Annotated in this window: 13 protein-coding genes; 6 read left to right on the plus strand and 7 right to left on the minus strand. The window is 49.4% G+C overall.

Going from position 1 to position 12,752, the window contains the following annotated elements; genetic code table 11:
* Positions 1-160 precede the first annotated feature (160 nt).
* The 3 genes from BFP72_RS11635 to BFP72_RS11645 form a co-directional block, all read right to left on the minus strand.
* A complete protein-coding gene (locus BFP72_RS11635) occupies positions 161-730 on the minus strand; it encodes a DUF4136 domain-containing protein (protein WP_099599300.1) in 570 nt (189 codons plus the stop codon).
* 106 nt (positions 731-836) lie between these two features.
* Positions 837-1,412 carry a DJ-1/PfpI family protein gene (locus BFP72_RS11640; RefSeq protein WP_099599301.1) on the minus strand — a complete coding sequence of 192 codons (576 nt, stop codon included), beginning with the start codon at positions 1,410-1,412 and terminating at the stop codon, positions 837-839.
* Positions 1,413-1,526: 114 nt separating this feature from the next.
* The gene (locus BFP72_RS11645) at positions 1,527-2,549 is read right to left on the minus strand and encodes an alkaline phosphatase D family protein (protein ID WP_099599302.1); all 1,023 of its coding nucleotides are present in this window, start codon (positions 2,547-2,549) and stop codon (positions 1,527-1,529) included.
* Positions 2,550-2,834: 285 nt separating this feature from the next.
* Here BFP72_RS11645 and BFP72_RS11650 point away from each other — a divergent pair, with 285 nt between their 5' ends.
* The 3 genes from BFP72_RS11650 to BFP72_RS11660 all read left to right on the plus strand — a co-directional run bounded on the left by BFP72_RS11650 (position 2,835) and on the right by BFP72_RS11660 (position 6,391).
* Positions 2,835-4,421, plus strand: a complete 1,587-nt coding sequence (locus tag BFP72_RS11650) for an SDR family NAD(P)-dependent oxidoreductase (RefSeq protein ID WP_099599303.1) — start codon at positions 2,835-2,837, stop codon at positions 4,419-4,421.
* A 105-nt stretch (positions 4,422-4,526) separates the two neighbouring features.
* Positions 4,527-5,489: a helix-turn-helix transcriptional regulator gene (locus BFP72_RS11655; RefSeq protein ID WP_099599304.1), complete on the plus strand. Its 963-nt coding sequence runs from the start codon at positions 4,527-4,529 to the stop codon at positions 5,487-5,489.
* A 119-nt stretch (positions 5,490-5,608) separates the two neighbouring features.
* Positions 5,609-6,391: a hypothetical protein gene (locus tag BFP72_RS11660; protein WP_073119680.1), complete on the plus strand. Its 783-nt coding sequence runs from the start codon at positions 5,609-5,611 to the stop codon at positions 6,389-6,391.
* 859 nt (positions 6,392-7,250) lie between these two features.
* On the opposite strand, the gene BFP72_RS19005 is transcribed toward BFP72_RS11660, so the two are convergent.
* A complete protein-coding gene (locus tag BFP72_RS19005) occupies positions 7,251-7,583 on the minus strand; it encodes an excalibur calcium-binding domain-containing protein (RefSeq protein WP_143520048.1) in 333 nt (110 codons plus the stop codon).
* 512 nt (positions 7,584-8,095) lie between these two features.
* Positions 8,096-8,815 carry a porin family protein gene (locus BFP72_RS11665; protein WP_099599306.1) on the minus strand — a complete coding sequence of 240 codons (720 nt, stop codon included), beginning with the start codon at positions 8,813-8,815 and terminating at the stop codon, positions 8,096-8,098.
* A 157-nt stretch (positions 8,816-8,972) separates the two neighbouring features.
* On the opposite strand from BFP72_RS11665, the gene queD reads away from it, so the two are divergent.
* The 3 genes from queD to BFP72_RS11680 are packed head-to-tail and all read left to right on the plus strand — an operon-like array spanning position 8,973 to position 10,805.
* Positions 8,973-9,329 carry a 6-carboxytetrahydropterin synthase QueD gene (queD, locus tag BFP72_RS11670; RefSeq protein WP_099599307.1) on the plus strand — a complete coding sequence of 119 codons (357 nt, stop codon included), beginning with the start codon at positions 8,973-8,975 and terminating at the stop codon, positions 9,327-9,329.
* A gap of 1 nt (position 9,330) precedes the next feature.
* Complete coding sequence (locus tag BFP72_RS11675) at positions 9,331-10,572, plus strand: peptidase U32 family protein (RefSeq protein ID WP_099600768.1); 1,242 nt, start codon at positions 9,331-9,333, stop codon at positions 10,570-10,572.
* A gap of 5 nt (positions 10,573-10,577) precedes the next feature.
* A complete protein-coding gene (locus BFP72_RS11680; RefSeq protein ID WP_099599308.1) occupies positions 10,578-10,805 on the plus strand; it encodes a ferredoxin in 228 nt (75 codons plus the stop codon).
* A 23-nt stretch (positions 10,806-10,828) separates the two neighbouring features.
* Here the strand turns inward: BFP72_RS11680 and BFP72_RS11685 are convergent, their stop codons facing one another.
* The gene (locus BFP72_RS11685; protein WP_099599309.1) at positions 10,829-11,515 is read right to left on the minus strand and encodes a lysoplasmalogenase; all 687 of its coding nucleotides are present in this window, start codon (positions 11,513-11,515) and stop codon (positions 10,829-10,831) included.
* A 2-nt stretch (positions 11,516-11,517) separates the two neighbouring features.
* Positions 11,518-12,699, minus strand: a complete 1,182-nt coding sequence (locus tag BFP72_RS11690) for an MFS transporter (protein ID WP_099599310.1) — start codon at positions 12,697-12,699, stop codon at positions 11,518-11,520.
* Positions 12,700-12,752: the final 53 nt, after the last annotated feature.

A 12,752-nucleotide genomic window follows, 5' to 3' on the forward strand; every position in this document is an offset into this window, starting at 1 on the left:
AAATTATTGACAGACCAATGTGCTGATTCGTGCTTTGATCCCTTCCCTACCAAAATTTCTCTCTCATTTGCCTACACCCCGTGTCATCACATAAAAAAACTCCCCAAACACATCCTACTGGACAGGTTTGGGGAGTTTCTATTTGGCTTCCTTGCGCGGCTTACTTACTCGCAGCTACAGGATATGATTTCATCAATTTCTTGATCTTCTTTGGGACCGTTTTATCTCGCTTTGCTGGTTTTTCGTTGACAGTAGTCACCATCACCCCTTGCCATAGCAAGTCCTTGTTGTCCGCATCATACATGTCCACGACCAGTGTCCCTTCTTTGTAATCACTCTCACTATAGGTGGTAGTAGCAGTTCCTCCTGCTCCATAGCCCCAACCCCAGCCACGACCACCATACCCTAGACCCGAATTGTAATCGGTATAGGCCGTAGTGCTTGATTTCTGATCCACGACTATAAACAAGGTAATCACCGCATCGGCATCTGTATTGACCACTTCCATGCCTCTCGCGCTAAACTCTGCCTTCAACGCATCCAAAATTCGCTTCTTGTCAAATTCATTGAGTGTAGAGTCACTTTTCTTTTCCCACCCGGCAAACGTGTAAGTCTTGTATGTAGAAAAGTCAGCGTCTTTGTTGTAGTCACTTTTCACTTGTGCAAGTGAAACATTACTGAGCAGTACGGCACACCATACAGCTACTACGATTTTCAATATTCTGTTCATATTTGTGTGGATTGATTTCAATTTACTTCTTGTTTGAAGACCAACAAACATACCCAAAAAAGTAGGTACTCATCTATCTGCCTCTCTATTTTCTTCACAGGTCGAATCAAATCTCGATCTTCGCACCGAGCACTTTCAGAAACTCTCGGATGAAAGCAGGGTGCGCGGGCCATGCAGGTGAGGTCACGAGGTTGCCATCGACATAGGCTCCATCGACAGGGATGTCCTGAAACTCCCCTCCTGCTAGTGTCACCTCTGGCCCCACCGCTGGATAGGCAGTCAGCTTGCGTCCCGAGACCACTCCTGCGGCAGTGAGTATTTGTATCCCGTGACAGATGGTCGCCACGGGCTTGTCCGCTTCGAAAAACTCTTGGACGATCTCGATCACACGGTCGTTGAGCCGAAGATACTCTGGTGCTCTACCTCCCGCTATCACCAGTCCCTCATAGTCCGACGTACTGACTGCATCAAAATCATAGTTCAACGCGAAGTTGTGTCCAGGCTTCTCGGTATAGGTCTGATCTCCTTCGAAATCATGGATGGCCGTCTTGACGATATCGCCTTTCTTCTTGTCTGGACACACGGTGTGCACCTCGTACCCGACCATTTCTAGCATTTGAAAGGGTACCATCGTTTCGTAATCCTCTGTAAAATCTCCTGTTAGGAATAGTAACTTCTTCATGTCATTGGTTTTTTTAGTGAATAAATATTTGTGCACCCGTCGACCCTTGATAGAGAGAACGGACGCTACATTTCCTTACGAATCAAAAGCAAGGGAAGATGAACTTTTGCCCTCCTATTCGAAGACAATGTCTAGCTTTTCCATCACGGCTGACGAGTCGGATTTCAAGTAGCCCATGACAGAGCCATCTCCATTGATTTCGATCAGTCCGTAGTTGAGTGCATAGACGATATCCCCCTGTCTGTGCCGGTTGGGTTCCTGACGCTCGTCACTCCAGCCATGCGTCAGCGAGCTAGAGGTGATGTCGTAGACCTTGCGTCCGTTGTAGTCCAGTTTGGACATCTCTCCGATGTGTCGGTCACCGGTGAGGAATATCGGCTTCTTCACCTCATACTTCACGAGCATTTCGAGCATCTTGGTTCTGTCCTGAGGAAAATTGGCCCACTTCTCGAAGATGTGCTCCTCGGGCAAGAACTGTATCCCAGAGGCAAACAAATGCACATCTGCAGTGGACTGAGCCAGTTCGTTTTCGAGCCACGCCCACTGTGCCTCACCGAGGATAGTTCCTTCGGGGTTGGGCACGATGGTGTCGTTGACCAAGGGCGTCTCGTCTCTGAAGTAGCGCGTATCCAACAGCAGCACTTTTACCTGCATAGCCGAATCCCCTAGCGTATACGTCCCATAGACGCCTTCACGGGTTCTGCGTACGTCATCGACCGGCACATCCAAAAAGTCGAGCAATTCCTGCTGACTCCCCACTTTGGCTTCATACTCCTTGCCTGCATTGTTTTTGCCAAAATCATGGTCGTCCCAGGTCCCGATCACGGTCGTGGCAGCCCTCAGCGCCTGATAGCCAGGGTGCATCTTTTGTTTTTGGTACTTGGCGCGCATGGTGTCCATGTTGTCAGTATCGCCATAGATATTGTCACCGAGCCATATCCAGACATCGGGAGACTCTGCTAGGATATCATCCCATAAAGGCTGAGGTTTGTTTTGGTTGCTGCACGAGCCAAACGCGATTTTTATGCTTGTTTTAGGAGTGGCTTCTTCAGCCGAAACCTCCTGAGACTCGTGAGACGTAGGTCCCGTACAGGCCGCCATGATTCCCAAGAGAATCATCGATAGGTACTTTTTCATGTGTTGAGTTTTGTGTCTCACAATGATACCATTCGAATAAAAAGTATATGTAAAGAAACCATGAAGCCTATGTTGATATAGGTGTCAAAACGTTAAAATATGAATCATAAAAAGCCTGCATTCGGTGCTAACAATGAGCAAGAGGGATGAGCAACAAAGACCTAATGCAAGAAACCGTAAAGCCCTGACGCTACTGCCTCATTCGGACGCCCGCATTGATTTCAGAAAGGGCGTAGCGCATCTTGATTGCCAAATCACTAGTTTTGCGGGCTAAAGAGACACACCATGGCCAAAGCGCAAAGTGAGACGGGGAACACACCTCCCAATGAAGACGGAGCTACTCCTAAATTAAGTCCTGAACAGATCGATCAGTGCATCGCTGCTTTGGAATCACTCAACAGCGACACCAGCCAGATCTTTGACATCCCCAAAGACAAACGCCTCTCTCTGCTCAAAGCCGCTGGCCTACTCTCCCGCCCCAGCAAAGAAGAACTCGCTCAACGCAAGAAGGAAGCGAAGAAACGCATCAAAAAGAAAATCGCTGCGCAGGACAAACAGTCTCGCAATGCCACAGGCATACGCTCGGCACGTGAAGCATCCGTCTTCGTCGCACCGACCATGATCGCACTCACAGGGGCCGAAGCAGAAAAAGAAGTCCTCCTCGCTTCTCCTCGCCAGTGCTACGTCTGCAAGGAAGAGTACCACCGACTGCACCACTTCTACGACACGATGTGCAAGAGCTGTGGAGATTTCAACTATGCCAAGCGTTTTCAGACGGCGGACATGACTGGGCAGGTCGCACTCGTGACTGGTTCACGCCTCAAAATCGGCTACCACATCACACTGCTCATGCTCAGAGCAGGTGCTACGGTGATCGCCACGACGAGATTTCCCGTCGACTCGGCACTCCGCTATGCCAAAGAACCCGACTTTGAGCAGTGGGGACACCGCCTCAAAATACACGGCCTAGACCTGCGCCACATCCCTAGTGTGGAGATCTTCTGCAACTTCATCGAGCAACAGTACGACCGCCTGGATGTCCTCATCAACAATGCCGCTCAGACGGTGAGACGTCCCTCGGGCTTCTACAAACACCTCATGCCCAACGAAGGCCGCAGCACCACTGAGCTCCCTCCATTTGCTCAGGAGCTGCTGCGTGATCACGATGCGTGCCTCGACGAACTGCGCCAGCTGAGTGCAGGCTTTGCCGAAGGGCAAGGCAAAAACCTACCCGTCACTTGGCACGGCAAACAACTCGGGATCGGACTCAGTGCCTCGGCACAACTGTCACAGATCCCCTACAGCATCGACAATTCACTGACTGCCGAAGAGGTATTCCCTGACGGAAAACTGGACGCAGACCTCCAGCAAGTCGATCTGCGCAAAACCAACAGCTGGCGACTCAAACTCGGCGAAATCCACACCAACGAAATGCTAGAAGTACAGCTGGTCAACTCCGTCGCGCCTTTCGTGCTCTGCAACCGCCTCGTCAACCTGATGAAAAAAGACGACACAGGCATGAAGCACATCATCAACGTCTCGGCGATGGAGGGTAAGTTTCACCAGTTTCACAAAGAGGACCGTCACCCCCATACCAACATGGCCAAGGCTGCCCTCAACATGATGACGCTGACTTGCGCCTCGGACTTTGCCAAGTACGGCATCTATACCAACGCCGTGGATACAGGCTGGGTGACCGACGAGGACCCCGCCGAACTGGCACGCAAGAAAGAAGAGGAGCACGACTTCCAGCCGCCACTCGATATCGTGGACGGTGCTGCGCGGGTACTCGATCCGCTATTCGATGGGATCAACACTGGCAAACACTGGTGCGGCAAGTTTCTCAAGGACTACAAACCGACCTCTTGGTAAAGAAACCCCTACAGAAAAGCGTATCGCTCCAAAACAAAGACACATACACCCAAAGAAAAACCAAGCCAATACAACAACAAAATCATACCATCAATCCCCTAACTCGTGCTCCCAATCACCTACACACTCACCCAATCGACACAATGGATCGAAACACTCCATCGCCAGTTGCCCTCTACCTTGGCCGACAATACCCTTACACTGCTCCCTGAGGTAGGCAGTGGTACAATCAGGGTATTTGAGATCCAGCCAGGCCTCTATGTCACCTACATCGATGTGCAGCTCAACCAACCCGTCCAGCTCCATCGCGTCCCTGCCTCATCCAACGATCACTTCATCGTCAATTTTCATATCTCACAAACCACCATCCTCAAAGAAACCGAACACAACTCCTACCAACTCGGACTGAGCAACCAGAGTGTTTTGCTCTCTTCCGCCATGACACAGGCCAAACTGAGCCTCCCTACGCACCAGCCCATCCATGTATTCAACATTACGTTTTCGAAAGCGTGGTTTGAGACCAACCTCCAAGAAAACAACAGTACGCTGAGCCACCTGCTCTCCCAAGAGGTCGGGATCTACCTCTTCGAAAACCTCGACTATACCCTGAGTCAGACCATCGCAGGCTTCCGCGCCCAGCCAGAGCAATTCAGCAAGATCAATTTGTTTGCCCGCGTACTACAGATCCTCTCTCACTTCTTTGACAAAGTCGAAAACCGAGCCCATACACAGTCCAAATCCATAGCCCCCACAGACCTCAAAGCACTGATGGCCGTACGACACGCGCTAGAACAAAACTGGGACACGCCACAGTCCAACGAGACCCTGGCCTCCTCGGCAGGAATGAGTCTCTCCAAATTCAAAGGGCTATTCAAACAAGTCTTTGGCATCACACCCTACCAATACCACCTCCAGTACAAACTCGACAAAGCCAAAGAAATGCTCCTCCAACAACAACACAGCATCTCCGAAGTGGGGTACCTCATCGGCTACAGCAACCTGAGCCAGTTTTCGAAGGCCTTCAAAAAATACCACGGCCAGTTGCCACGGGAGATCCTCGGTGCCTAAACCCACCCCATCGCTGCGGTCATCGCATGATTGACCGATTGGGGCAGGGCTCTGGCTTTTGGGGATAGTATGATGCGACGGAGGGTGGTTTATTTGTGCACACAATCAAAAACCAAAACATGCAAGCAACAATCAAAAACCTCCTGACACCTACGTCATTGTTCCTCACTTTTGTACTCACACTGGCCATACCGCTGGTGAGCGTAGCACAACAAGGCTTTTATTTCGGGACGGGCTTCAACACCTACATGACCCACGAAGAAGTCCGAAGCAGTGACGGGCAGTATGACTTTTCGCACAGCACCCAATCCAAAAACGACGGTTTCCTCTCACAATCCCTCGGAGACTATGGAGTCGGCCTCTCCTTGGGCTTTCGAAAAAACATCAACGCTCCCAGTGGAAAAAACATCCTCACACTGGATGCCCAATACTACTACAACTACCAAAACGTCACCCTAGACAATGATTTTGATGCCTTCCGCATCAAGACCACAGCCCACTACAACCACGGCTATCGCCTCGCTCTGGGACACCACTTTGGGATGATCCACCCCTACCTCATCATCCAGGGCATCTACCAAAACATCTCCCCCTACAACAGCAGCATCGACAATGACGGCATCATCTACGACGTGGATGACGATGGTACCATCCTCGACACCACCCTCAAAACCAAAGGAGACAGTTTTAGCACCGAGGTGTTCAGCTTCATCGGTGGATTCGGGATCGAAGTACCCGTACACCCCAAGTGGACAGTCAATGTCGAATACATCCCCATGAAACACGTCGAGTACGGCCTCCGCTCGGTCAGCAACCCCGACAACTACTTCGCCAACGGCCTAGTCATCAACCAACTCCATGTAGGGTTTAGGTACTTCCTATACGACCCTTTCGGGAAATAACCCCCCACCCGCGGACCTGCCCCGCAGTTCGGTCGGTGGGTATTTTGGCAATGGCAGGCTCGAGTCAAGTCTCATAGTGCGCCCAAAAAGACTATAGGCATGACAGGAAGGAAACACCAACAACGAGCGGACACTCTCCTCTATTGTAGGTCTTAGCGGAGATCAAGAGCGGAGGGATTCCCAAAAGTAAACCTGATGCGATGCGCCGCTGCTTTAGCATCTTTTTCAATCTCAAAAATGTACGTTTAGACGGATCTGAGGGCGGTTTTTCAAACCACGTGTGATCGGAGCTTCAAACACACGTCTTTGGAGGCTCAACCACGTGTGGTTGGCGTGTCAATCACACGTGGTTGGCGCGTCAAACACACGTGGTTCAAACCGCAAACACAGGTGGTCTAAAACGGGCTCTTTTTAGTAGGTCATATTTGAGCTGAAAATGCAAGAATTTGGACAAGGCAACAGGCTAATATTCGGTTGATTATTTGGTGATTGAGAAAGAGAATATGGCGGTATCGGTATGTCATTCATCTACCGTACGGGCAGGGATATTGAGCGAGCTCCCCTACTCTTAGAAAGTTGCAACCTGCGGCTTGACCGTACTACAATTAGCTATTAAATGTGGAGGGTAGATGACCATTAGATTTAGATCATCAACCGAATGAATCATACAACCCAACAGAGTTCACTTTACACTACCGTCCAATTCAGGTTATTTAGGATCACTGCAAACCAGTCTCACAGTGCACGACAGGGAGAGAATACCAATAATGAGCGAACGCCCTTCTTTATTTTAGGCCTTAGCGGAGGTTAAGAGTAGAAGGTGATTTCTTTCGAAACTAATCATTTGTAACATTCGTTTTTAAGAACATTTGCAGCCTTCACCCACAATCCATTGACAACAAGAATCTGCTTGACAGGGACTTTTATTTTTATTGGAACAACCACAATTTGAAGTACTTGCACAAGTTTTGACGCTATTACCAGGTTCTTCACATGCAATACCATCATTATCAGCATCTAAATCATTTCTACACTCTGGATCCGCATTAAACGCCGCTTGCGCTGCTGACTGAGAAGTGTAATTAGCACAGTTCGTGTCTCTACATGGAGTTGAAAAATCGTCAACAGAGGCAGTTTCACAAGAAAAAAGGACTACTAAAAGCACTACTATCCCAACAGTTTCTTTTATCATTAGAATATATATTTAGTTAAAAATAATTGAACTCAATGGCTTGATATAGAATATCATACCAATTTTATTTCCTCCTACTGTTGCCATATTCAAAGGTTAAATGAAATATTTGACACAAAATTGATGATAACAACCACACAAACCCCACCTCCCTAGTGGTCTTTATATCGTTTGTACCCGGACTGTGTCCGTTTTAGTTAATACGCTAATAATGTTATTCTTCTCGATGGGCTACTGACACCTTTGGGTGCAGTAGAGTAGACTTTAATTGCTGCGTCGGTCTAGGTGTAGCAAAATAGTCCAAAGTCGGCAAAGTATCAAAAGAAATTGGCAGTGGTCTATGGAGCACTGTCCCATGCTTTCGTAGCACCGGTGACGAAAGCTCAACAGAGGAAAAGCACATCCTACACAAAGTCTGCGCAGACATAAGCCCTCTCGGGTTTGGAGTCAGCATCCAGATGGGGCTTTGGAAGCCATGTGCAGGACTTCGTCAAAAGCACTTGATGTTGTCGCTACTGGGCTGCTTGCTTATTGGCTTTCTTCTCCGCTTTGCTCACACCGATGGGGATCGTCGCATAGATATTCCACGAACGATTGTAGTTGTCATCTGCTGCTTTGCTCACGTCCACCAAGCCAAAATAATAGTTCACCCCTAGACTCATCCCTTTGTCGGGACGCAGGGAATACCCCAAGCCGACGGTCGCACCTGCGTCCAACCGGGCATAGTCCCCTTTGACTTGGTAGCGGATCTTCCCCTCATAGTCCCCCGACTCGATCTCAAACACATCCTCTGCGGTACGCAGCAGCCCTACCTGGGGTCCCGCATTGAAATACAAGCGGCTCTTCAGTTTGTAGCGTACCAGCAGCGGCAGCTGAATATAGGACAGCTCCCGGTTGACCTTGCCTTGGGCCAAGATGATGTCCATGTCTGGATCCCCCGTCTCATAGGCTTCCAATCCCTTGCCCCCCATTTTGGAGATCATCAGACACGACGGTGCAAAGGACCACCCTTCCTTCATTTTCACATCAAAATAGAATCCCAATTGAAATGCCCCCAGTCCGGCCTCTTGCTCCAAATCTGTCATCTGCGACATGCTCAAGCCAGTCGTCAACCCAAATTCTAGTTTGTCCGAATTGAGCTTGTCCCCCAACAGCAATGAGATGAGGACCTGACCATAAGATACCGACTGCATCAGCAATACGCAATAAACCAACAAGACTAGCTTTTTCATAGGAGGTAGGATTCGTTTTCATCCTAAAACTAGGCTTTTTCGACGCGAAATGCACACTTCGTCTTTTTTGTTTGATTGATTCTGCATTTGCTTGCTTTACAATGCATTGAAAATAAGCTACCTTCGCGGAATCATTTATTCAAAGTAAAACAGCAACATGGTCATCTTCAAGAAGTTCGCATTTGATTCCGCCCATTTCTTGCCCAACGTCCCAGAGGGGCACAAGTGCAAGAACGTACATGGTCACACGTATCATTTGACCGTATTTCTCGAAGGGGATCTGGATGAGGATTTTCAGTGGGTGATGGACTTCAAAGACCTCAAGGATGTGGTCAAGCCAGTCATCGACAGGTTGGATCACAACATGATCAACGACATCCCAGGACTAGAAAATCCTACTGCCGAGCGCATCACCGTATGGATTTGGGATCAGATCAAGCCACACTTGCCGTTGTTGAGTAAATTGGAACTGAACGAAACACCGACCAGTGGAGTGGTCTACGAAGGAAAATAACATGAGTACACAGCAGCACGATATCGAAATCATGGCACCCGCTGGCTCTTACGAGTCACTGATGGCAGCCATCAAAGGAGGCGCTAATTCTATCTACTTTGGCGTAGAGCAGCTCAACATGCGCGCACGCTCATCCAACAATTTCACACTCGAAGACCTCAAAAAAATCGCCAACATCTGTGACGAGAATGGGCTCAAGTCCTACATCACGATGAATACAGTGATGTATGATCACGACATGAACCTCATGCGATCGATCGTCGATGCAGCCAAAGAAAGCGGCATCTCAGCCATCATCGCAGCAGACCACTCGGTCATGAACTATGCCAAGAAAATAGGCTTCCCGATACATATCTCTACACAAGCCAACATCTCCAACATCGAGACCGTCGAGTTTTACTCCGTCTATGCCGATGTGATGGTCATGGCCCGTGAGCTCAGCCTCATGCAGGTCGCAGACATCACCCGTGAGATCAAAAAAAGAGACATCCGTGGCCCCAAAGGCGAGCTCGTACGTATCGAAGTGTTCGCACATGGCGCACTATGTATGGCCGTATCAGGCAAGTGCTACCTCAGTCTACACTCGGATTTCTCCTCGGCCAACAGAGGAGCCTGCGTACAAAACTGCCGCAGAGAGTACACCGTCAAAGATGACCGTGGCAATGAACTCAAAATCGACAATGAGTACATCATGAGTGCGGCGGACCTCTGCACGATCGACTTCATGGACAAGGTCGTCGAAGCAGGCGTCTCTGTATTCAAAATCGAAGGCAGAGGCCGTGCTGCAGACTACGTCTACACCACCACCAAATGCTACCGAGACGCAGGTGACGCCATCAATGCAGGCACCTACGGACCGGAGAAGTTTACCCAATGGAAGCTCGACTTGGAGAAAGTCTACAACCGAGGGTTCTGGGACGGCTACTACCTCGGTAGAAAAATGGGCGAATGGAGCGAAGTACACGGTTCCAAGGCAACCACTAAAAAAATATTGCTAGGCAAAGGCGTCAAGTACTTTAGCAAACTAGGTGTGGGGGAATTCCAGATGGAAACTCACACCCTCGAGAGTGGAGACGAGATCATGATCACAGGACCGACCACAGGCATCGTCACGACCAAGGTAGGCGAAATGAGGGTAGGCAACCAACCGGTCAATCAGGTCAAAAAAGGAGACAACTTCTCCATCGCCATCGAGGAGACCATTCGTGCCTCAGACAAGCTGTACAAAATCATACCAGCCTAAGGCGCATGTTCAAAATCATCCACTACCGTGACAAATGCATCGGGTGCTACGCCTGCGTAGAAATCGCCCCCGATCGCTGGCGCATCTCCAAAAAAGATGGACGCTGCACACTCGTGGGATCCAAAATCAAGAAAGGCATCTACCAAGTGGATGCCTTTGACGAGGAATTGGAAGAAAACAAACGAGCGGCTGCCAGCTGCCCTGTCAACATCATCAAGATCAACGGCAAGTAAGCCCTGTCTCCTCTAGAGGATTTCTATCTGTTGTAGTGCTTCTGCAGACCATTGACGATATTCCACTGGGCCAGAAGATAGGTCAGCATGACCCATATACCCGCATTCTCCATGGGGAGATAGTACCGATCCAAAGCCAGTAGAGCATCCGATAGCAGGAAGAGAATCGCTCCAAATATCACCTGACTCACTCCTTGCTGGTCGGAGCGACCGTTTCGGTAGATGGCACTCAGCACCATCGCGATGAGAATCAATGCATAGCCCGCAACAGGCAGCTTCAAGTCTCCCAGGTGAGGCCACAACGCCGACATCAGCACACCAAACACAATCAAGAAAGGCACGGCATAAAGCAGTTTGGCCAGTGCATTGGGAGAAGGACTCTCAGGTACGACTGCCTTGGCAAAAGACTGTATATAAAGTAGGTGCGCAACGGCAAAAGCACCCAAGCCCAACAGAAAATACATGGGCTGATCGTACATCAGTACCGAGTCTCCTACAAACGAGAAAATCAAAGCTCCTGCTGCCCACAAAAACGATGGCGTCAATCGCCCGGTAGTGCCTTGTCGAAAGTACACCAACAAAACAGGCATCAGTAGTGGTTTGGTAAAATGCCGAAAATGCGTCGCGTCAAACATAAGCGCCAACAACTCTGCTACGCAGACAGTGACAAACACATATTTCAAGATTTGGTGAGATGATTTCCCTTTCATGATCAAACTTCTGTTACGACTGGCAAATTACGCACACTTTTCGAAAATAGGTAAAGAAACCCAACGGCCGACATGGCAGCACACGCATAAAACACCCTCGAAATATTCGAGAGATCATTGGCATAAAGCCAGCCACTCAACAGTGCCCCCAAACCTATCCCCACCTCCAAGAAAATATACATGGTAGCCATGCCTCTCCCTCTGCGGTTGACATCACTGAGATCCACTGTCCATGCAAATACCGTAGGAGAACAGAGCCCTGACCCCAGCCCATAGAGGACCGCCGTAAACAGCAACAGAAATACTGAATCAGCATTGGCCAAACACAACAAGGCTATACAAATGATGAAACTCCCAACTTTGAGAACGGGGACACGCCCGTACTTGTCCGAGGCTTTGCCCGCTACGATACGTACCAGCAGGGAAGCCACCGTGTAATAGGTAAAAAACAGGCCCCTCGACATGCCCAGTTGGTCACTGACATCTGGCAAAACGGTCAATATCGCTCCAAAAGCAAAGACAGACAACATCAACATAAATGCTGGCGCAAAGACCTTGGGCTCGTAGATTTCGTCACGATGAATTCGAAAATGCTCCCATCTCACCGGCTCCTTGTGGACCAAGGTCTCCTTCATCCCGATCAATATCAACACGGAAAGCACCGCAGCAAACGACGAACAATAGAACATGATATCCAACGAAAAATGCTCGGCAATCAGCGGCCCTACGGCAGGTCCCAAAGCCATCCCCATCGTACCAAAGAAACCAATCACACCCATCGCCTCCCCACGCTTGGAAAACGGAATAATATCCGCCACATACGCGGAGGTACCCGTAGGCTTGAAACCCGTAGAAAAACCATTAAACAGACGCAACAACAAAAACGCCCACACACTCCCAGCCAAAGGATACATCAAGCCTGCTACGCCGCAGACCAGTGCCCCGACGATCATCACAGGGACACGTCCTACCCTATCTGCAAGTTTCCCACTGAAGGGGCGAGACAAGCCAGCAGTCAAGGTAAACAAAGCGATGATCAGCCCTTTGTACTCCCCACCTCCCAGCCGGGTCAGGTGCGAAGGCAGCTCTGGTATGATCATATTGAAACTACTAAAGAAAAGCAATCCACTCAGACAGAGGAGTCCAAATTGAAGTGTATATATGGATTCGGTGTTGTTGTTCATGGGCTACAAATCTACGCGGACTTGGCCTAGCACTTCTCCCTTACATTTGAAAT

This window comes from Reichenbachiella sp. 5M10 (assembly GCF_002742335.1).
Taxonomy (GTDB): domain Bacteria; phylum Bacteroidota; class Bacteroidia; order Cytophagales; family Cyclobacteriaceae; genus Reichenbachiella.